Origin of the sequence: Sphaerisporangium rhizosphaerae, from assembly GCF_042665155.1 — a bacterium.
GTDB classification, from domain to species: Bacteria; Actinomycetota; Actinomycetes; order Streptosporangiales; family Streptosporangiaceae; genus Sphaerisporangium; species Sphaerisporangium rhizosphaerae.
Genome location: NZ_JBHTCG010000004.1, coordinates 106064 through 127123, shown reverse-complemented (window position 1 = coordinate 127123; position 21060 = coordinate 106064). Strand labels below are relative to the sequence as shown.

The following is a 21060-nucleotide window of genomic DNA, read 5'->3' as shown; positions in this document are numbered from 1 at the left end:
GTGTTGTTTCGGACTCCCTCAGGTCGTCACGTGAGCGCATACGATCTCGCGGTCATCGGCCTCGGGTACGTGGGCATGCCCCTCGCCAAGGAGGCCTCAGGCGTCGGCCTCCGGGTGGTGGGGCTGGACATCGACCCGCGCAAGGTCGACGCCCTGACCTCAGGCCGCTCGTACATCGACGACCTGAGCGACGCCGACCTGGACACGATGCTGACGAACGGTTTCACCGCCACGCTGGACCAGACGGTCCTGACGGGCAGCGACACCATCGTCATCTGCGTGCCGACCCCGCTCGACGAGGACCACCGCCCGGACCTGTCCGCCGTGCGCGGCGCGGTCGAGACGGTGGGGCGCCACCTTCAGCGGGGCACGCTCGTCGTCCTGGAGTCGACCACCTACCCCGGCACCACCGACGACGTGGTCCGCCCCATCCTGGAGGACGCCTCCGGGCTCACCGCGGGCGTCGACTTCCACCTCGCCTTCTCGCCCGAGCGCATCGACCCGGGCAACCCCAAGTTCGGCCTGCGCAACACGCCCAAGGTCGTCGGCGGCTACACCCAGGCCTGCCGCGACCGCGCGGCGGCGTTCTACGGCCGGCTGGTCGAGCAGGTGGTGACGGTCAGCGGCACCCGTGAGGCCGAGATGGCCAAGCTGCTGGAGAACACCTACAGGCACGTCAACATCGCGCTGGTCAACGAGATGGCCATCTTCTGCGACGAGCTCGGCGTGAACCTGTGGGAGTCGATCGAGGCGGCCGCCACCAAGCCGTTCGGGTTCCAGAAGTTCCTCCCCGGCCCCGGCGTCGGCGGGCACTGCATCCCGGTCGACCCCTCCTACCTCTCCCACGCCGTGCGCAAGCTCGGCTACCCGTTCCGCTTCGTGGAGCTGGCGCAGGAGATCAACGAGCGGATGCCCGCGTACGTCGTCGCCCGCGTGCAGCGCCTGCTGAACCGCGCCAAGAAGCCGGTGAACGGCTCGCGGGTCCTGCTGATGGGCGTCACCTACAAGCCCGACATCGCCGACGAGCGCGAGACTCCCGCGGTGCCGGTCGCCCGCGCGTTCCGCGACCTCGGCGCCGAGCTGCTGTTCGCCGACCCGCACGTCAAGCAGTGGTCGGTCGACGGGGTCGAGGTGCCGCGCGAGGACGACCTGGCGGAGGCGGTGCGCAAGGCGGACGTCACCGTGCTCCTGCAGCAGCACTCCGAGTTCGACCTGGACATGGTGCAGCAACGAGCCCATCTCATTCTCGACACCCGGGGCGTCCTCTCCGAGGGCGATCGCGTCGAGCGGCTCTGACGGGCGGAGGGTCGGCGCGTGCACGTGCTTGTCATGACGGTGGTCCACCACCCTGAGGACGCCCGGATCCTGCACCGGCAGATCCGCGCGCTCGTGGACGCCGGTCATGTGGTCACGTATGCCGCGCCCTACACCGCACGCGGTGTCGTGCCGCGGTCGTGGGTGACCGGAGTGGACCTGCCCAGAGCCGCCGAGCGCAAGCGACTGGCGGCGGTGCGGGCGGCCCGCAGGCTCTTCAAGAGCCTGCGCGGCCAGGTCGACCTGGCGCTCATCCACGACCCCGAGCTGCTGCTCGCGGTCGCGGGGGTGCGCAAGCGGCCGCCGGTGGTCTGGGACGTCCACGAGGACACCCCGGCCACCCTGTCGCTGAAGCCCTGGCTGCCGTCCTTCCTGCGGCCCCCGACGCGCTTCCTCGCCCGGCTGCTGGAGGGCACCGCCGAGCGCCACCTGCACCTGCTGCTGGCCGAGACCGCCTACGCGGGCCGCTTCCGGCAGGCGCACCTGGTCGTGCCGAACGAGACCTGGGTGCCCGACCACGTCAGCGAGCCGTCCGACGACCGCGTGGTGTACCTGGGGTGGCTGTCGGAGGCCCGCGGCGTGCGGGAGGCGGTGGAGGTGGGCCGGCTGCTGCAGCCGCACCGCGTCGCGGTGGAGCTCATCGGCTACGCCGACCCGCAGAGCAGGCCGATGCTCAACCAGGCCGTCGCCGAGGGGGTGCTGGAGTGGCGCGACTTCATGCCCAACGACGAGGCGCTCAAGCGGCTCGACGGGGCGCTGGCCGGGCTCTCCCTGCTGCACGACGAGCCCAACTACCGCCACTCCATGCCCACCAAGATCGTCGAGTACATGGCGCACGGCATCCCCGTGATCACCACTCCGTCGCCCAGGGCGGTGGAGCTGGTGGAGCGTTACCAGAGCGGCGTGGTCGTGCCCTGGCGCGATCCACAGGCCGTGGCGCGGGCCGTCCTGCGGTTGCGGAACGATCCGGAGGCGCGCAAGGGCGCCGGGGCGCGCGGGTACGCCGCCGCCCGGGCGAACCACCACTGGCCGAACTCGGCGCGCAGGTTCGTGACACAGCTCGAGGCCTGGGCCGGTGTGAAGAAATAGGCCACCGGACGCCGCCCGCCGGGCGGTGCACGCCCGTGCGCGGGCGCGCCGGAACGCCGATGCGGCCCTGATCGACTTTTATGAGGGCCACAACTTAAGGACGGTAATCTCCTGAAGGTGCGCGGCCTCACACTGCTGCTGGGTGCGGCCCTTCTGGCCGCTGTCGCGGCGCTCGTCATGGTTCTTCCGCATTCTCCCGGCGACTCGAAGAGCGCGGCGACGACCCCGGCGCAGAAGACGAAGACGGCGAGCCCCACGCCCTCGACCAGCGTGTTCAGCGATCCCTGCGGAACCTTCGACACCACCAGCCCGACCCCGTACGCGATCACCGGCTACTGGCTGGTGCCGACCTCCGACCACTGCACCTGGCGCAGACAGCTCCAGGCCATCCACAGCGTCGGCGGGGACACCGTCGTGCGCCTCGGCTTCGGCCTGCAGCCGCGCGCCGTGGACGGCGACGGGCACGTCCTGGACGCCCAGGGCAAGGAGCCCGACCCGCGCTTCGACAGGTGCCAGGAGAACGGCCTGACGTGCGTGCAGGCCGCGGAGTCGGCCCTGAAGGCCGCCAACCCCGGCAACCGCATCACCTGGACCTACATCTACCGCACCGACGAGGCCTTCGGCCCCGACCTGTTCCGGTGCCCGCAGATGGAGCACACCGTCACCGTCGGGGACGACGTCTTCTACCGCGTGATCACCCCCGACGACGGCTCGGACAACCCGACCTGCGACTTCACCACCAAGGGGCTCGGCTACCACCTGATCCTCGTGGACGGGGCGCCCAAGGACAGCCTGACCGAGATCCTCGACCTGGCCGACCGCTTCGCCATGAAGGTCTTCCCGGCGCTGCCCGTGGCGCCGCGCGACCGCGTCGAGCCCACCAGGGCCGACCCCCGGCACATCGGCACCCTGACCACGCTGACCAGGCGCGTCCTGCAGGACTACGGAGACCGCTTCAAGGACCGCGCCTCGCTCGGCGGCGTCTACCAGCCGTTCGAGCTGCAGATCAGAGACTGGCCCGACCCGTCGGTGGTCCCGACGTTGCAGGTGTACGCCGAACAGCACGACATCGTGCAACAGGAACTGCCCGGCAAGCCCATCATGGTCAGCCCCTACCTGGACGGGCGCAGGGAGAAGAAGTTCACCTCCACTCCGGCGCAGGTCAAGGCCGGGTTCAAGGCGCTCGCGCGCACCGGCGTCGGCATCGTCGCCCCGCAGGACAGCCGCGGCACCGGCAAGGTCGGGCTGTTCTGGCCCAACCTCAAGGGGCAGCAGGTCGACTCCCGGCTCAAGCCCATCGTGGGCGACACCACCTACGGCAAGGCGTACTACGGCGCCACGCGCGACTACTACCGCGCCATGGCCGAGGCCCTCGCGGAGCTGCGCGCCGAAGGGGACGACGTCCAGCTGTGGGCCAACGTCGAGGCGTTCGAGCCCGAGGGCGACGGCGCCTGCGAGGCGGGCGGCAAGCGCGGCGTGACCGACAAGAAGCGCCTGGACTCGGCGGTCACCTTCGTCGGGCCGTACGTCTCGAAGATCATCTCCTACAAGTGGAGCAGCTTCTTCACCTGCGGGACCCCCACGCTCGCCGACCAGGTCGCCGAGGACTGGAGCCGCCCCATCCCCATCCAGGCCATCGTCGCCAAACGCGGCATCCAGGACGGACTGGAGGTGCGCGGCTACAACGTCGCCGGCGCCAAGGTCACGCTGAGCTGGTACGGCGGGTCGGAGCCGCGCGAGGTGGACGCGGCCGACGCCGGATGGTCCGACCCTTCGCCGATCCCCGGCCTGCCCGGGGCCGTGCGGAAGATCTGGGTGCCGGTCGACTGGTCGTCCATCCCCGCCGACGCCTGGGTCCGCGTCGACGTGACCTCGCCCGACGGACGGCAGAGCAACGCCCCGGTCTACCTCAATCGGGGCACATGACGGTCTTCGGCCCTCCGTCACCGGTGTAACGTGCCTGCCATGGTCCCGCGCATTCCCGTCAGCGTGGATCTCGTCGTGCTCACCGTGCGCTGCCAGCAGCTCAGCGCCCTCGTCTGGCGGCGCGACCGCCCGCCGTACCAAGGGTGCTGGGCGCTCTCCGGCGGCTTCATCCAGCTCGAGGAAGATCTGCCCGCCGCCGCGTCCCGCGTCCTCGCCGAGCGCGCGGGGCTGCCGGGCGCCCCGGTGCACCTCGAGCAGCTCCGCACCTACGGCTACCCCGACCGCGACCCGCGCCAGCGCGTGGTCAGCGTGGCCTACCTCGGGCTCGCGCCCGACCTTCCGGCCTCCACCGAGGCCCACATGAGCTGGCAGCCGGTGTCCTCCCTGCAGACCATGGCCTTCGACCACCGGCGCATCATGCTCGACGGCATCGAACGCGCGGGCGCCAAGCTCGAGTACACCTCCCTCGGCGCGGCGTTCTGCCCGGAGGAGTTCACGGTGGCCGATCTGCGGCGGGTGTACGAGATCGTGTGGGGACGCCCGCTCGACCCGCGCAACTTCCACCGCAAGGTCACCAAGGCCGACGGCTTCCTGGTGCCCACGGGCCGCACCACCACCCGCGACGGCGGCCGTCCCGCCATGCTCTACCGCCGCGGCCCCGCCGAACTCCTCCACCCCCCCATGCTCCGCCTAGGTTGAGGCTGTGTTCGCTTTGCCTCGCTCCGCTCGGCGGGCTCGGGGCGCGGCCGGGGGTTCTCGTGGGGTCGGCGCGTCATAAGGTAAGGCCATGCCGCGTTTCCGTCCCATCCTCGACGAGATGGCCGCCTATCGGCCGGGCAAGGCCGTGGTCTCCGCCGACGGCCGGTCCTTCAAGCTGTCGTCCAACGAGTCCCCGTACGAGCCGCTGCCGTCGGTGCTGGAGGCCATCGCCTCCGCCGCCGCGGAGGTCCACCGCTATCCCGACCCCGCCTGCGTGCGGCTCACCGAGGCTCTGGCCGAGCGTTTCGGCGTGCCTCCCGAGCACATCGCGCTGGGCGCGGGCTCGGTGACGGTCGCTCAGCAGCTCTTCGCCACCGTGAGCGACCCCGGCGCCGAGGTGATCTACGCCTGGCGGTCCTTCGAGGCCTACCCGCTGCTCGCCGACCTCGCCGGCGCGGTCTCGGTGCGCGTCCCCCTGGCCGATGAGACCCACGACCTCACGGCGATGGCGGCGGCGATCACCCCCGAGACGCGCATGATCTTCGTGTGCAACCCCAACAACCCGACCGGCACGGTCAACCGCGCCGCCGAGCTGACGGCCTTCCTCGACCAGGTCCCCGGCGACGTGCTGGTCATCCTGGACGAGGCCTACCGTGAGTACGTCCGCGACGCCGGCGTGCCCGACGGGGTGGGCCTGTACGCCGACCGGCCGAACGTCGCCGTCCTGCGCACCTTCTCCAAGGCGTACGGGCTGGCCGGCCTGCGCGTCGGCTATCTCATCGCCCACGAACCCGTGGCCGCCGCCGTGCGCAAGACCATGGTCCCGTTCGCCGTCAACAGCATCGGCCAGGCCGCGGCGATCGCCTCGCTGGCCGCCGAGGACGAGTTGCTCGAACGCGTCGAGACGGTCGTCAAAGAGCGCACACGCGTCCGTGAGGCCCTTCTCGGGCAGGGCTGGCAGGTGCCGCCCACCGAGGCGAACTTCGTCTGGCTGCGCCTCGGTGACCGCACGCTGGAGTTCGCCGACCGCTGCGCCGTCGACGGCGTGGCCGTCCGCCCGTTCGCCGGCGAGGGCGCCCGCGTCTCCATCGGCTCCCCCGAGGCCAACGACACCTTCCTCGCCGCCGCGGAGTCCTTCGGCGCCCACGGCTGACCCTCCGGCTTGTGTCGGACGGAGAATCTCCGGCCGGTCGGGGGGTCCGCCCGTGTGGGGTTGTCGGTCAGGAGTGGGTGAGCTGGGTCTCGCCTGCCTGGTCGGAGGGGCGGGGGCGGCGGGCGTGGCGTTCGGTGGAGACCACCAGGGCGACGCCCAGCACGATCACCAGGCCGCCGGCGATCATCTGGCCGGTCGCCCGCTCGTTGAGCACGACCACGCCGAGGAGCACCGCCACGACAGGGTTGACGTACGCGTAGGTCGAAACCAGTGAGATCGACGCGTTGCCGAGCAGCCAGATGTAGGAGGTGAAGCCGACCAGCGAGCCGACCAGCACCAGGTAGGCCAGCGCCAGCCACGATCCGGCGCTCACCTGGTCCAGGTGCAGGCGTTCCCCGACGGCCGGGCCGACCATGAGCAGCCCGGCGCCTCCGACGATCATCTCGACGGTGCTGGCCACGAACGGGTCCTCCGGCATGGGGATGCGTCCGGACAGGAACGAGCCGAGCGCCCACGACAGCGAGCCGGCGAGCACGACCACGATGCCGGTCGAGTCGGAGGACCCGCCGCCGGTGAGCGACAGGCCGGCCACGCCGCAGAAGCCGATGAGCACCCCGGCCAGCGAGAGCAGGTGCGGCCGGTCGCGCGCGACGGTGCGGAAGATGACCAGCCAGAGCGGCACCGAGGCGACCAGGAGGGCGGCCAGGCCGGAGGAGATGTGCTGTTCGGCGACCGCCACCATGCCGTTGCCGCCGAGGAGCAGCAGCAGCCCGACCAGCCCGCCACCGCACAACTGCCGGCCGTTCATGCGCAGGACCGAAGGGCCCTTGCGCAGCACCAGCACGGTGCCGAGGATGACCGCCGCCGCGACGAAGCGCATCCCGGCGCTCACCAGTGGCGGCATGGTCTCGATCGTGAGCCTGATGCCGAGGTAGGTCGACCCCCACACGACGTACACCGCCGCGAGCGCCGCCCACACCTTGATGTCACGAGTGTTCTCGACCATAGCTCATGACAATATCGATCGGCCCGACGGCGGCACACGCGGGTATCGGACCGTGAGATGTGCCTCCGCGATCCGCCGCCGGTGCTCACCTGCGCCATCACCCGCGCCGCCCGCCGGAGGCCGCTTCGTCCACAGGCTGTGGAAAACCGGCGACCCGGGCCTCGGCTCTTTTCTCCGGCCCCAGATGCGGAAATGTAACAATTCGTGGCTCAAGCGGGCCCAGTTGTCCACAGGCTGTGGACGACGCGTCGCCGCCGCCGCACCTCTCGGAGGCGCGGGTCGCCCGCCCCACACGGGCGACCCGCCCCCGGAGGTCAGCGTGGGCCGAGCTTCTCCACGATCAGGCGGTAGAGCTGGCGCGGGCGCCCCGGCTGGGGGGTGCGGTTCGGCGGGAGCGGCCACGCGAGTCCCTCGTCAACCAGCGTGCGCAACAGCCGCCGAGCCGTGCGGGGAGTGACCCCGAGCATCCGCCCGGCGCTCTCCGCGTCCACGATCGTGTCCCCGCCCTCCAGCTTGGCGGCCAGCCTCGCCAGCACCTCGACGCCCTTCGGCCTGCCCTGCCCCGGCGCCTGAGGAGGCATCCGCGGCGCAGGGACGAGCGTCCGGCCCTCGCGGTCCACCGCGAACCCCTGCGGCTGCTTGCCGGCCTGCGAGCGGGCGAGCGCCGCCCTGGCGTGCGTCTCGGCGTCATGAGTCGTGCGTCCCATGCCGACGCCGACCTCCACGGCCAGCCCGAGCTCGTCGCGGATGCGCGCGGCGAAGGGCAGGACCCGGAACCCGTCGGTGGCCGCCGCCATGGAGCCGCGGGTGGCCGTCACCAGGTAGCTGTGGTCATCGATCGCCCATACGGCGGCGTTCATCCGATTGGCCTCCTGCACCAGCAGCCGGTGCAGTGACAGCCGCAGCTCGTCACGCCAGTACCTCGGAGCCGCCCGCCGTACGGGCTCGCGTAACGTCGGCACCTCGATGAGCACCACCGTCAGCTGCGACTCCTCCAGCCTGTGGTGCGCGCCGAGCAGCGCCGCGGTGTGCAGCGCCGTGCGCACCGCCGCGGAGGTCGGCCGCACCCGCACGGTCGGCACCCCGGCCGCCGCGAGCCGGTCGGCCACCGCGGGCAGGCAGGTCAGCGCGCCCGTCGTGGCGCCCTGCCTGATCAGGCGTTCGTGGTAGGCGGCGACCGTGCCGGTCGCCCCCGGCTCCTCACGCGTCTGCACCCCGCCCGTCGGCATGCCGAGGTCGGCATAAGCCTCCTCGACGTCCGAGCGGCTCAGCAGGTCGACGCTGACCCTGCGCGGGTCGATGCGCTCGTCCAGCGCGGCCCTGGCCAGGGCCGCGGTGAGGGCTGGGCCCCCGAGCTGGACGTACGTCGCGGGGATCGTGAGCACGCCCGAGCGCCTGGCCAGTTCGTACGGCACGGGGCTGGCGAACAGGCAGGCGTCCACCCCCGGGCCGAGCCGTACCACCTTGTCGGCCGCCTCCTGTTCGTCACGGTAAGCCGCGGCGACCAGCCGGCACGGAACCGGGGCCGCCGCGTGGCCCATGAGCATCACGCGTTCGACCAGGTCGTGAGGCCCCACCACCCCGATGGTGAGGTCCGGGCCCGATGCGCCCACACGTGATCCTCGCGGAGTTTCTTCGGCCCTTTCGACCAATGTTCGTCCCATCCCGCCATACCTTCGATGGAGGCGCCGCGCCGCGCGGCACCCCGCGGCCGGCGTGTCCGGCCCGGTGGGCGCCCGGCGTGGCTTCCTCGCGAAATCCACTGGTCGAGTCCGCCTCGCGGGGGCGCCGGTCAGGCCGCCGGAAGGCGGCATGCGGCGTCTCCGGCTCGGGTTCGTCTCCCATCCGGTCTAGTCCTCTTTGGAACGATCGCTCGCCAAGGCACTAATGTCACGCCCGGATTTGCCGGAAAGCGGCTCTCCCATGCCCTGAAGGCATGGCAAGGATGGCTATATGAACAGGTCAGAGGCGGTTTACGGGCTCAGTCAGGTCGTAGGGGAAATCTCTCTTACCACATCTCCACCCAGGGCCTTCATGCGTGCCGCGAGGTCGTGGTGGCCCCGGTCGATGAGGTAGCCGGGCGAGACGACGGTCTCGCCGTCAGCGGCGAGGCCCGCGAGCACGAGCGCGATGCCCGAACGCAGATCGTGCGCCGTGACGTCGGTTCCGGTCAGCGGGGTGGCGCCGTGGACGACCGCGCGGCTGCCCTCGACCTCGATGTTGGCGCCCATCTTGTTCAACTCGCCGGCCAGCGCGAACCGCCCGTCGAAGATGCGCTCGTGGATGTAGCTCGCCCCGTCGGCCAGGCAGGCCACCGTCATGATCGGCGACTGCAGGTCGGTGGCGAATCCGGGGTAGGTGTCGGTGATCACGTTGATCGGGCGCAGCGGCCGGTCGCGGCGGACGTTCAGCACCGCGCCGTCGGTGGCGAACTCGACGCCCATCTGCTCCAGCTTCCAGCGCACGACGCCGAGGTGCGCCAGGGAGGCGCCGACCAGGTTGACCTCGCCGCCCGTGATGGCGGCGGCCATCGCGAACACGCCGGCGTCGAGGCGGTCGGGCATGACCCGGTGCTCCACGGCGGTGAGCTCGTCGACGCCCTCGACGGTGATGAAACCGGTTCCGCCGCCGCTGATGCGGGCGCCCATCTTGGTGAGCATGTCGATGACGTCGAGGACCTCCGGCTCCAGGGCCGCGTTCTCGATGATGGTGGTGCCCTTGGCGAGCGCCGCCGCCATGATGAGGTTCTCGGTGCCCGTGTGCGAGGGGGTGTCCAGGTACAGCGGGGCGCCGGTGAGGCCGGCGGCCTTGACGTGGATGACGCTCTCGCCCTCGTCGACCACCGCGCCGAGCCGCTTGTACCCGAGGTAGTGGAAGTCGAGGTTGCGGCTGCCGAGGTTGCACCCGCCGACGCCCTCGATGACGGCCTCGCCGAGGCGGTGGAGCAGCGCCGGGACGAAGAGCACCGACCCGCGGAAGCGCCGCGCGATCTCGGCGGGCAGCACCGGACTGGTCAGGCGGGATGCGTCGATGACCAGAGTGCGCTCGGCCTCGTGCAGCTCGACCTTCGCCCCCACGGACTCGGCCAGCTCCACCGCCCGGCGGACGTCCTCGATGATCGGTACGTTGCGCAGAACCGTGCGGCCCTCTGCGGCGAGCAGGGCCGCGCCGATCATCGGGAGCACGGCGTTCTTGGCTCCCTGGATGAACGCGGTTCCACGCAGGGCGTTGCCGCCGCGCACGCGGTATCGAACCATATGTAGAGGCTCCTCGAATTCTGGTAAATGACGCGCCAGTTAAGCGGACGGCGGCAGAGTTATCCGCCCACAGTAGCCCTTTCGGGATGGCGGCCCGGCCACTTTGGCGCCACTCCGCTACCCGGTGAAGCGCAGATCATTCAGCGTACGGAGGTGTTGGTTCCGGCACTGGGCGACGCGGCGGTCAGCAGCGTGTTCGCCCGCTGGTCCACGAACCGCGTCACGAGCTGCTGGGCGTACCCGAACACCATCGCCCACACCAGGATCGAGGTCTGCGAGCTGAGCCCGCCGAACCCCGGCACGAAGCCCGAGTTGAGGATCAGCAGGCCGACGATCGCCGTCGCCACGCCCGCCGGGACCTTGAGCAGGTTCTGCGCGACGGCGAGGGAGTAGCGGGTGGACAGCTCCGAGCGGGTCGACAGGCTCGTGGCCGTGGCGAGCGCCGCGCCCAGCATCCCGACGAGCGCGACCAGCGGCACGTCCCCGTGGGTCGGGGCGCCGGCGCCGGCCGGGCACCCCCCGCTGCCCACGCGCGGCCCGATACTCGCCAGCAGGGTCCCGTTGCCGCACATGGGGATGGCCCCGGGCCAGATCGCCCCGACGGCGACCAGGCCGGCGACGATGAGCGTGAGGGTGGCGACGCCGCCGAGCAGCAGGTTGCGGAAGCTGCGCACCCGGCCGCTCTCGATGGAGGCCATGCCGTAGGCCGCCCGGAGCACCGCCTGCAGCAGCGACCGGTCGCTCTCGCCGATGTCGCCCGCGGCGACGCGCGCGGTGAGCCCGACCAGCCGCGCGTCGTCGGCGGGCAGGTAGGCCCGCCCGGTGGCGAGGACCTCGGGGGCGCGGGCGTTGAGCTCGCCGGCCGGCAGCAGCCCGTACAGCAGGATGGTGGCGCCGTAGATGTTGGACCACGCCGCCTCGATGGCCTGCCCTGTCAGCCAGCGCCGCCAGCCCTGCCGCTCGTGCGCGTACCGCGCGGCGGCGGCCAGGTGGCGTTCGATGGCGGTGTGCAGCGGCCGAAGGCCCCGCTCGTCCGGCCGGGCGGCCAGGCAGCGCCCGGCGTCGGCCGCGATCTCCTGGGCGCGGGAGGCGATGTGCACCCGCCACACGCCGGGCCAGCGCAGCACGTCCTGCTCGCTGAGCCCGGCGATGTCGTCCAGCGCGCCAGGCCCGTCGTTCCCGCCGGACTTCGCCGGGCGGGCGGCCTCACCCGACCCGCGGGCGTCGGCGCCGTCCGTCGTGGGGGCGCCGTCCGTCGTGGGGGCGCCGTCCTTCGTGGGGGCGCCGTCCGTAGTTGGGGCGCCGTCCGTCCTGGGGACGGCGCCCGCCCCGTCTTCGGCGGCCTCGTCCGATCGCACGGCCGGATCGGGTGCCATACGTTCCTCCAGGGTTCGCCCGTCCCCCTGGGCTTATCGCGACCGGCCGCCCCAGCGCTACCGGTTTGCGATCATTCGTTCCGTCAGGCGCGGGCGGCGATGTCGGAGCGGTGGTGGGAGCCGCGCAGCCTGACCTGCTCCACCTGCGCGTACGCGGCGGCGCGCGCGGCGGCGATGTCGGAGCCGGTGCCGACGACGTTCAGCACCCGGCCGCCCGCCGACACCACCCGCCCCTCGGCGTCCAGCGCGGTGCCGGCGTGCAGGACGTAGGCGTCCTTCGCGACGGGGTCGAGCCCTTCGACGCGGTCGCCCTTCACCGGGTCGGCGGGGTAACCCTCGGCCGCGACGACCACGGTGACGGCCGCGCCGTCGCGGAAGCGCGGCGCGGGCTGCCGGTCGAGGGCGCCGGTCGCGCAGGCCAGCAGCAGCCCGGCCAGCGGCGTCTCCAGCCGGTCGAGCACCACCTGCGTCTCGGGGTCGCCGAAGCGGGCGTTGAACTCGATGACCTTCGGCCCGGACGCGGTGAGCGCCAGCCCGGCGTACAGGACTCCGGTGTAGGGGGCGCCGCGCCGCGCGAGCTCGCCGATGGACGGCAGGACGACCTCGTTCATGACCCGCTCGGTGAGACCCTCGGGCGCCCACGGCAGCGGCGTGTAGGCGCCCATGCCGCCGGTGTTCGGGCCCTGGTCGCCGTCGTAGGCGCGCTTGAAGTCCTGGGCGGGCTGGAGCGCGACGGCCGTGGCGCCGTCGCACAACGCGAACAGCGAGACCTCCGGGCCGTCGAGGTACTCCTCCACGACCACGCGTCCGCAGGCCGCCGCGTGGGCGAGCGCCTCGGCGCGGTCGGAGGTCACCACGACGCCCTTGCCCGCGGCGAGCCCGTCGTCCTTCACGACGTACGGAGCGCCGAACGCCTCCAGGGCGGCCTCGGTCTCCTCGGGGGTGACGCACACGCGGGCGCCCGCCGTCGGCACGCCGGCGGCCACCATGACGTCCTTGGCGAAGGCCTTGGAGCCCTCGATGAGCGCGGCCTCCTTCGACGGCCCGAAGCAGGGGAGGCCCGCGGCGCGGACGGCGTCGGCGACGCCGGCCACCAGCGGCGCCTCGGGCCCGATGACGACGAGCTCGGCGCCGAGGCGCGTGGCCAGCGCCACGACCTGGCCGGGATCGGTGGGCACGACCGGGTGGAGCGTCGCCACCGCGGCGATGCCGGCGTTGCCGGGGGCACAGTGGAGGTCGGACACCGCGGGGTCCAGGGCGAGGGCGCGGCACAGGGCATGCTCGCGGCCGCCGCTTCCAATCACAAGAACGCGCACGTGGGGAGTCTACGGGGCGGGTCTGGGGTCGCCGGACGCCGCGCGTGTCGCCGCAGGTCGGGGTATGTAGGGGGGCGCCCGCCGGGAAAGAACGGCCGGTCTTCACAGGCCGGGCGGCGGCCTTTTGTGAACTTCCACATGATCGAGCAATCCCGTGGGGATGTAAGCTATGGGCTGAAGCCTGCCTGTGGTAAGTTAGGGCGGCTTTGGGCCGTCTCTCGGGAGATTGGAGGTGGAATCGGGATGACATCTGGTGATCCCAGCAGTACGTGCTCGCGCACGTACGTCGTGCGCAAACCCGACCACTCCAATTCGGTGTCCGACTGAGAGCCACACGCCTGTTCTTTTCTGCGACGTTCGTCGTGCCTTGATGCTTTCCGCGTGTGGGTTCCCGAGGTCGGGCGGGAAGGGACCGCCATGCGCTCGTCCACCCTTTTCCAGCGGATCAACCTGCACCAGCGCACCACTCACGTGCGGCTCGGCGCCTCGGCGCCGGTCACCTCTCTGCGCCGTGAGCCGCTCAACGGCCGCTGCGTTCCGCCGAGTGACTCCCTTGTGCAGTACGGCGCGTACATCGCCGGCAAGCGTGTCCACGTGTCCGGCATCCCGGAGGCCGTGAGTCTGGTCCGCGAGCACAACGCCGCGTCGGAGACCGGGGGCGCCTACGTCTGGGTGGGGCTCCACGAGCCGGAGGCCCCCGAGGTCGAGTGGCTGGCCGAGGTCTTCGGGTTGCACCCCCTGGCCGTGGAGGACGCCATCAAGGCGCACCAGCGGCCGAAGGTCGAGCGTTACGGCGACTCGCTGTTCGTCGTGCTGAAGACCATCGCCTACCTCGACCACGACCAGCTGACCGCCTCCAGTGAGATCATCGCCAGCGGCGAGATCATGGTGTTCGTCGGCCCCGACTTCGTGGTCACCGTGCGCCACGGCGAGCACTGCCCGCTCGCGGACGTGCGCGGCCGCCTGGAGGACAAGCCCAAGCTGCTCTCCCGCGGCCCCTCCGGCGTCCTGCACGCCATCGCCGACCACGTCGTCGACCGCTACCTGTCGGTCGCCGACCAGATGCAGGCCGAGCTGGAGGAGGTCGAGGCCGCCGTCTTCGCCGACGTCAGCTCCCGCGACATCGGCCGCATCTACCAGCTCAAGCGCGAGATGATCGAGATGAAGCGCGCGGTCACGCCGCTCCAGACGCCGCTCGGGGCCCTGCCGCAGCGCCGCATGATCCCCTCCGAGATGCGCGAGTACTTCCGCGACGTCGTCGACCACCTCTCGCGGGTCTGCGAGCAGGTCGAGTCGTCCAACGAGCTGTGCAACTCGATCCTGCAGGCGGCCCTGGCCAGGTCCAACGCCCTGGCGAACGAGGACATGCGCAAGATCTCCGCCTGGGTGGCCATCGTCTCCGTGCCCACGATGATCGCCGGCATCTACGGCATGAACTTCAAGCACATGCCCGAACTGAACGCCGTCTGGGGCTACCCCCTCGTCATCGGCGTCATGCTCGTCATCTGCTCCCTCCTCTACCGCGGCTTCCGCCGCAACAGCTGGCTCTGACCTCCGGGCGGCCCGCCGCGTGCCGGCACGGCAGCCGTGACGGCGGTCGGACCCGCCGGCGACGATTCCGGCGACTCGCGCCGGGGGGATGATCACGGTGGCCCCCGCCCGGCGCCCCGTATGGCCGTACGATCCCCAGATGAGCAGGCGCGCGCCGGCGGCGGTGCTTCTGGCGTTGACCATCGGTCTGCTCCTGGCCGCGTGCGCCTCCACCGCCCGCCCCGGCGCCCGCACGTCCCCGGCGCCGTCGGCCACTCCCGTGCCGTCCGCGAGCGCTGTACCGTCCTCGGCCGGCACATCGGGCCCGAGCGCTTCCGATGTCCCCGACCCCGACCCGACCGGGGCGGCGGGCCCGACCACCCCGCTGTCCGTCGCCCAGGGCGAGGCCGAGTGGGTCGCCACCGGTGTGCACGAGTGGGGCGGCTCCATGAACACCGCCCTGGTGCTCGCCGAGGACGACGCCTGGGCCGCAGGCCACCACGACGAGGGCGCCACGCTGATCAGGCACTGGGACGGCCGGTCCTGGCGCGAGGTCGCGGCCCCGGTGCGCGACATCGGGATCCGCGCCGTCTCGGCCGCACCTGGTGGCCGCCTGCCGTGGATCTTCACCGGGGACGCCCGCGCGTGGCGCCGGCAGGGCGGCGGCTGGGCGAGCATGGGCGGTCCGGCCGGACCAGGCGGGCGCGTCCTGCAGGCGGCGGCGGTGACCGGGGCCCGCGAGGCGTGGATGGCCGGGGTGCTCACCGAGGACGGCGAGACGCCCTTCCTGGCGCACTGGGCGGGCGGGGGCTGGCACGAGACCGCATCACCGGGCGGCATGGAGGTGGCGGATTTCGCCGCGTCGTCGCCGCGCGAGGTGTGGGCGGTCGGCGCGGCGGGCGGGCATCCCGCGATCACGCGCTGGGACGGCGAGCGCTGGGCCGCCGCCCCGCTGCCCGCCGCGCCGGCCGCGCAGCAGGGCCGCCTGACCGGCGTGGCGGTGAGTCCCTCAGGCGAGGCGTGGGCCGTGGGCCGGGCGAACCGGCCGGGCGAGCCCCCGGAGAACGTCCTGTTCACATGGGACGGATCGCGGTGGACCGCGCCCGGCGTTCCCGCTTCCCGTCTCCCCGGCGTCCGGGCCTCCCGTCTGCCCGCCTTCACGGCCGTCGCGGCCGACGGGCGCGGCGGCGTCTGGATCGGCGGTGAACGCGGCGGCGACGTGATCGTGCACTACGCGGGCGGACACTGGACCGTCGAGCGGACCCCGCACCGGTCGAGCCCGGCGGTGTACGACCTGGCGGCCGGGCCCGGCGGCGGCCCGGTGCTCGCCGTCGGCGGCGAACCGGACTACGACGAGGACGGTCACGCCTGGATCTGGACCCGGGGCTGACCCCGCCCTCGCCCGTCCGGACCGCACCCCGTCTCGTTCGGCACGTGTCGCGCCCGGTCAGACGGGCCAGGATTCCTGGCGCCAGGCGGCGTCCCAGAACATCCACTCGTAGCGCGAGGTGGTGACGAAGTGCTCCAGTGCGCGGGCGCGCTGGCCGCCGGTCGCCTCGGCGCCCGCGTGGTCGGCGAGGGAGACCACCCGGCGCACCACGCTTTGAAAGGTCTCGTCCCCGTAGGCGGCGATCCACCGGCGGTACAGGGGGTCGGGTGAGGACTCTTCCAGCAGCGCCTCGCCCACCCGGGCGTAGATCCAGTAACAGGGCAGCACCGCCGCGAGCCCGTCCAGGAACGACCCGCCGTACACGGTCGCCAGCAGGTAGCTGGTGTAGGCGCGCGTGGTCGGCCCGACCGGCTGCCCTGCGGCCTGCTCGGCAGACCCGCCGAGGTCGGCCATGAACGCCGCGTGCATCTCCTGCTCGGCGGCGATGGCCCCCACCGCGTCGCTCGCGAAGGCCCGCACGTCCTCCTCACGGGGCGCCTTGGCCGCGCACAGGGCCAGCGCGCGGGCGTAGTCCCGCAGGTAGTGCGAGTCCTGCACGACGAAGTGCCGGAACGCCGCGCGCGGCAGCGTCCCCTCCACCAGCCCCCTGATGAACGGGTGGTCGAGGATGGCCTTGTACGTCGGCGCGATGGCCTCCCACAGCTCCTCGCTGTACGGCCGCGCCTGCGGAACGACGGATTCGGACGTCGTCATATACACAACTCCCTACGCCGGCATGACCCGGACAGGTTCCAGCGGTCTGCGGCCACCCAGCCGCACTCTCAGCCCGGTCCACCGGACTCCCGCGTCCACTCTCGGCTCGAGCCTAGACCGTCGAGGCCCCCCACCGGGAGTGCTCCTGCCTCCACTCCCTCGCGAGCTCGGCCAGCATCGTGTGGTCGTCCAGATCGCCGCCGCCGCTGATTGCCCCGGAGATCGCGGTGAACCTGCCGGACGCCTGCGGATGCCCGGCATCGGCGGCGCGGCTGAACCAGGTGGCGGCCAGCCATTGATGGCCACGGCCCGCGTGGATCGCCGCGAGCTGGAAAGCGGCCTCCGCGTGGCCGTGGCGCCCGGCGAGTTGGTAGAAGAAGATGGCGAGGCTGATCTTGTTGCCCTCGGTCTCGTAGGCGGTCGCGTAGACGTACGCCAGTTCGGTCGCCGCCTTGCGCGGAGCCGGGTGAGCGCGCAGCCGCACCGCTTCGTCATCTCCGGCCGCCGCGGCCTGGTGGAGCCAGTCGCGGGCCTCGGCGAGCCGGTCGTGGAGCAGGGTGATGACCCACAGGCGCAGGCATGCCTGGGCGTCGCCGGCCTCGGCGTGCCGGACCAGCCGGGCACCGGTGCGACCGAACCACCGTAGATAGCGCCGCATCGGCACCGAGAGCGGCGGATCGGCCTTACGGGGCGCCGGTGGAGGGCCCTCCACATGGGCAACAGGGTCTGGCGGCCATCCGATCGCTGGGGAGGGATCGGTGTGGACGGGTGCCGGTGGGCGGCTCTCCACATGGGCAACAGGGTCTGGCGGCCATCCGGGTACCGGGAAGGGCTCCGCGTGGAGGGGGGCAGGCGGAGGGCTCTCCACATGCCCAGCGGGGTATGGCCACTCGAACACTGGGGCAGGGGCGTGGGCGACGAGGTCAGGTGGCCACCCGGGCACTGCGAAGGGCTCGTTCTGGACGGGTGGGAAGCGGGACGGTCCGAGCGGCGGCTCGATGGCCGGTGCGGCGGGAAACCCCGCTGGGGCGAAGGCGCCCGGAAACTCGGTGAGGGAGGTCGCGGCAGGTGGGCCTGCCGGAGCGGGGGACGGAGACGGCTCGGCGCCGGTGGAGAGGGAAGGGCGTGCGGCGCACCAGCGGGAGTGCCAGTCGGCGAGGCCGCCGAAGGCCGTGACGTCCAGCCCTGTGTCCGCCGCGGCCCGGTGGCAGGCGCTCACGAACGAGGCCACCCACGGCCAGGAGGGCAACCCGTTGCGCTTTCCAGTGAGGATGTCGTGTGTGGTGCTCTCGGCCAGCTCTCTCGACCGCCGGCCATCCTCGGCGGGCGCGTGAGACAGCCTGCGTAGTTCGGCGAGGGACGGCATGCCGGCCAGTTCCCGCAGGTCGTTCAGCCGGCCGATGAAGGCCGCCACGCCGGGGTGATGTCCAGTCATGCCCTCCGCCGAATGAGTGATCGACGATCTACGTCAGGTAATGGAGTCATGGTTGCACCAACCAGGGCAATCTGACGGCGGAACCTGAATTCCACCTTGTCCGGACGTGAGGCCGGACGTTCCATCGAGAGAATCCGCAGGCCACCGAACAAATCCGGATGGATCCGGATAGGTCGGGATGGTCCCGGCGGAAGACATCCCGGCGACGGTGGGCGAGGAGCCGGGAAACGTCGGTCCCGGGCCATAGGCTCCGGAGTCGTCCGGAGATGTTTGGGTCGGTCGTGGCCCCGCGCGGCGTCCTCCATCGTTGGTTCGGCACCCCTTCACCCCGAGAGAGAGAAGTCGATGCTGTCCTACGCCACCGTCACCCGCGCCACCCGTACGGCCCGCGCGGGTGCCGAGCCCCCGCGCCGCGCGACGCCGCAGTCTCGCCAGGCACGGCTGGACGCCGAGCTCCTCGGGTTGTTGGTCACCACCTGGGCCGTCCGCACGGGCCGCACTCCTCCCGCGCGTCCGCCACAGCAGCTCACCGCCGAGGAACTGATCGAGTTCTGGTCCGACGACCACACCGCCGGCGGTAAGGCCTCATGAGCCAGGCCCCGCCGCCCCGACGTCCACGGAGCCCGCACCGATGCCCCCCGACCACCCCCTGACCCCCGCGCCGGGGACCGCCGCGCCAGTGACGGCTGCCGTACCGGTGACCGCCGCCCCGCTGGAGGATCCACCCGCCGCCCTGGCGCGGCTGGTCATCACCGCCCGGCCGTTCCGAGGCGAGTTGCAGGGCGAGTTGCACGCCCGCGTGCCCGCCCCCGCGACCCGCGGCGCGATCACCATGCTCGGATGCGTCGCCGTCGCGGCACTGCTGCTGCTCCTCGCCCCGGCGGTGCTGATGTACCTCGCCCCTCGCGCGGGTCTGTCTCCCGGCTGGGTCACGGCACTGCTGGCGGGCGATCTCATCTGCGCCGCGATGTGGCTGCTGTTGAGTCGTGGTTCAGCCGTTCGCGGTAGAAGTGGAGGCGTTTCTCGCAATCGTCAATGATCTCGCTCCAGGTGCGCGCCCATATGCGGACGCCGCCTTCCCGCTCGGCGATACAGCTGGGCGGGCGGTTGGGCGCTGCGGCGTCCCGTCGCACGACGTCGTCCATCTCCGTGGAGACCACCCAGAAGTCACAGGAGACTTGAGCGTCACGGCACTGCGGGTCACCGGCCACTGCCTGAGCGTAGCTCTTGATCTGCGCTACTTCACGCTGCCCGCTCTTGACCCCAGGAGCCTTGAGCTCGACGACAAGGTGCTCTCACCCCGAACTTCCCCGATGAGCCCTCCCCAGCAGGAAATCCAGGTTCCTGCCGTCCTCCGGCCCACGACCCATCTCCTTGAGATGGCGTGCCAGCACCATGTCCAGGTCCCGATCGCTGACCGTCAACGTGTAGGCGTCGCCGAACATCCATGTCCCGTGCGCGAGGATTCTGTGCAGTTCTCCACGGCGACCGCCTCCGGTGCCGCTCCCGCCTCTTCGAGCAGATGACGCAGCACGGCTCTGGCGCGGCGCCCCGCCGCGCCGGGCGGGAGGACTTCGACGAGCCGGATGCGCGCCGCGCCGTGCTCGCCGCTGGTTGCGTGCGCCGCATACCTCGCGGCGAGGTGCAACTCTGGAACGACATCGTCACCTGGTCGCATAGTGCGCTCCGTTCGTACGTGGTCCGGGAGCAGCAGAAAACCTCGTCGCGAGGGATGGATGAAGGGCGGCCGGTGCGGCGTTCCGCCGGGACACGCTCGCCTCACGCCGATCGGTCGTTCGCAGGTCGTTCCGCCTTCGTCTCATCACCTGTTGTGTTCGTTGCGTCACACTTGGTCATTGGCGTGCGATGACGGGAAGGATCAGGGGGTGAAGCATGGGCGAGGCAGGACTCCAGGCCGGTCGTCCGGAGCTGATCACGGCTCGCACCTCCGCCGGTCAGTGCGGCGCGGTGGTGTCTTGGGAGTCGAACTGCCTGCATCAGTACCGACTTCGTGGTGAGATCGGGGCCATTGAAAATGGCTGTGCCCCGGCTGCGTGCGATGCAGAGGCAGATCCGGGGCTTATGCGGTCGACGTTAGCACATCGACATCTGAAAGGTTCGACGTCAGGTGGATCACGCCGAGGCCCTGCGGTTGCGCGGAGTACTCTCACAGGCGCGTCTCGGTGAGTACGTCGCGGTGTGCGGCGGCGACACCGTGGCGGCGCTGCGATTGTTCTGCTGGAACACCGAGATCGCTAGCGGGCTGTACGGGCCGCTGCAGCATTTGGAGCTCGCGCTGCGGAGCGTCATCGACCAGCAGCTGCGCCGGCTGTTCGGGCAGGCTGACTGGTGGGACGCCCCGGGCGCCGATCTGCACTTCGGTGCTCGGCAAAAAATCGCTGATGCGCGTGGCCAGCTGCGCCGGCAGTCCATCCCAGCCACCCCGCAGGAGATCGTCAATGAGCTGCCGTTCGGGTTCTGGGTCGGCCTGCTGGGCAGTGGCAATCGCTACGACCAGCGTCTTTGGCGCACCGCCCTGCATCGGGCATTCCCCCACCACCGCGGACGGCGCAGGGACCTGCACCAGAAACTGGACTACCTGCGCGTGCTGCGGAACAAGATTGCCCACCACTGTCCGATCCACCACCGCCACCTGCACGCCGACTACGAGACGATCGTGGAGGTCCTTGGATACATTGACCACGGCCTCGCGGGACTGGTCCGCCGCTACAGCGGCGTCCCCGCACTTCTGGCCCGGCGCCCGCCAACGGCTTGACACCGCCTGTGGCTTAAGCCCACCCGCGTCGAGCGCTCGT

17 protein-coding genes and 1 riboswitch are annotated in these 21060 nt (G+C 71.7%); of the genes, 10 read left to right on the top strand and 7 right to left on the bottom strand.

Features of this window, described 5'->3' with window-relative positions; all coding sequences use genetic code 11:
* Positions 1 to 30: 30 nt before the first annotated feature.
* From ACFQSB_RS07685 to hisC, 5 genes are all read left to right on the top strand, one after another.
* A complete protein-coding gene (locus tag ACFQSB_RS07685; RefSeq protein WP_354918442.1) occupies positions 31 to 1296 on the top strand; it encodes a nucleotide sugar dehydrogenase in 1266 nt (421 codons plus the stop codon).
* An 18-nt stretch (positions 1297 to 1314) separates the two neighbouring features.
* Complete coding sequence (locus tag ACFQSB_RS07680) at positions 1315 to 2403, top strand: glycosyltransferase (protein ID WP_380825200.1); 1089 nt, start codon at positions 1315 to 1317, stop codon at positions 2401 to 2403.
* Between the two features lie 117 nt (positions 2404 to 2520).
* Complete coding sequence (locus ACFQSB_RS07675; RefSeq protein ID WP_380825199.1) at positions 2521 to 4329, top strand: DUF4434 domain-containing protein; 1809 nt, start codon at positions 2521 to 2523, stop codon at positions 4327 to 4329.
* 39 nt (positions 4330 to 4368) lie between these two features.
* Entirely contained in the window at positions 4369 to 5028 is a 660-nt protein-coding gene (locus tag ACFQSB_RS07670) for an NUDIX hydrolase (RefSeq protein WP_354842552.1), read from the top strand.
* 88 nt (positions 5029 to 5116) lie between these two features.
* Positions 5117 to 6181, top strand: coding sequence for a histidinol-phosphate transaminase (gene hisC / locus ACFQSB_RS07665; protein WP_380825197.1), 1065 nt, complete (start codon positions 5117 to 5119; stop codon positions 6179 to 6181).
* 67 nt (positions 6182 to 6248) lie between these two features.
* Here the strand turns inward: hisC and ACFQSB_RS07660 are convergent, their stop codons facing one another.
* The 5 genes from ACFQSB_RS07660 to purD all read right to left on the bottom strand — a co-directional run bounded on the left by ACFQSB_RS07660 (position 6249) and on the right by purD (position 13136).
* On the bottom strand, positions 6249 to 7187 hold the full coding sequence (locus tag ACFQSB_RS07660) for an EamA family transporter (RefSeq protein ID WP_380825196.1): 939 nt from the start codon (positions 7185 to 7187) through the stop codon (positions 6249 to 6251).
* A 314-nt stretch (positions 7188 to 7501) separates the two neighbouring features.
* A complete protein-coding gene (locus ACFQSB_RS07655; protein ID WP_380825570.1) occupies positions 7502 to 8749 on the bottom strand; it encodes a transcriptional regulator in 1248 nt (415 codons plus the stop codon).
* A 423-nt stretch (positions 8750 to 9172) separates the two neighbouring features.
* Positions 9173 to 10444, bottom strand: a complete 1272-nt coding sequence (murA, locus tag ACFQSB_RS07650) for a UDP-N-acetylglucosamine 1-carboxyvinyltransferase (protein WP_354842541.1) — start codon at positions 10442 to 10444, stop codon at positions 9173 to 9175.
* Between the two features lie 140 nt (positions 10445 to 10584).
* Positions 10585 to 11820 (bottom strand): hypothetical protein, encoded by a 1236-nt coding sequence (locus ACFQSB_RS07645; RefSeq protein ID WP_380825195.1) that lies wholly within the window; start codon positions 11818 to 11820, stop codon positions 10585 to 10587.
* An 83-nt stretch (positions 11821 to 11903) separates the two neighbouring features.
* Positions 11904 to 13136: a phosphoribosylamine--glycine ligase gene (gene purD, locus ACFQSB_RS07640; RefSeq protein ID WP_380825193.1), complete on the bottom strand. Its 1233-nt coding sequence runs from the start codon at positions 13134 to 13136 to the stop codon at positions 11904 to 11906.
* A 417-nt stretch (positions 13137 to 13553) separates the two neighbouring features.
* On the opposite strand from purD, the gene corA reads away from it, so the two are divergent.
* Positions 13554 to 14687: a magnesium/cobalt transporter CorA gene (gene corA / locus ACFQSB_RS07635; protein WP_380825191.1), complete on the top strand. Its 1134-nt coding sequence runs from the start codon at positions 13554 to 13556 to the stop codon at positions 14685 to 14687.
* A gap of 139 nt (positions 14688 to 14826) precedes the next feature.
* Positions 14827 to 16056: a hypothetical protein gene (locus tag ACFQSB_RS07630; RefSeq protein WP_380825190.1), complete on the top strand. Its 1230-nt coding sequence runs from the start codon at positions 14827 to 14829 to the stop codon at positions 16054 to 16056.
* Positions 16057 to 16113: 57 nt separating this feature from the next.
* On the opposite strand, the gene tenA is transcribed toward ACFQSB_RS07630, so the two are convergent.
* Together tenA and ACFQSB_RS07620 are read right to left on the bottom strand one after the other, a co-directional pair.
* Positions 16114 to 16809, bottom strand: coding sequence for a thiaminase II (tenA, locus tag ACFQSB_RS07625; RefSeq protein ID WP_380825188.1), 696 nt, complete (start codon positions 16807 to 16809; stop codon positions 16114 to 16116).
* A riboswitch (TPP riboswitch) is annotated at positions 16802 to 16912 on the bottom strand. Its footprint overlaps the gene before it by 8 nt.
* Before the next feature lie 9 nt (positions 16913 to 16921).
* Positions 16922 to 17467 (bottom strand): SEL1-like repeat protein, encoded by a 546-nt coding sequence (locus tag ACFQSB_RS07620; RefSeq protein WP_380825186.1) that lies wholly within the window; start codon positions 17465 to 17467, stop codon positions 16922 to 16924.
* 1122 nt (positions 17468 to 18589) lie between these two features.
* On the opposite strand from ACFQSB_RS07620, the gene ACFQSB_RS07615 reads away from it, so the two are divergent.
* The 3 genes from ACFQSB_RS07615 (at position 18590) to ACFQSB_RS07605 (ending at position 21020) form a co-directional block, all read left to right on the top strand.
* A complete protein-coding gene (locus tag ACFQSB_RS07615) occupies positions 18590 to 18835 on the top strand; it encodes a hypothetical protein (RefSeq protein ID WP_380825183.1) in 246 nt (81 codons plus the stop codon).
* An 88-nt stretch (positions 18836 to 18923) separates the two neighbouring features.
* Positions 18924 to 19283 carry a hypothetical protein gene (locus ACFQSB_RS07610; RefSeq protein WP_380825182.1) on the top strand — a complete coding sequence of 120 codons (360 nt, stop codon included), beginning with the start codon at positions 18924 to 18926 and terminating at the stop codon, positions 19281 to 19283.
* A gap of 1089 nt (positions 19284 to 20372) precedes the next feature.
* Positions 20373 to 21020, top strand: a complete 648-nt coding sequence (locus ACFQSB_RS07605) for a hypothetical protein (protein ID WP_380825179.1) — start codon at positions 20373 to 20375, stop codon at positions 21018 to 21020.
* Positions 21021 to 21060 lie beyond the last annotated feature (40 nt).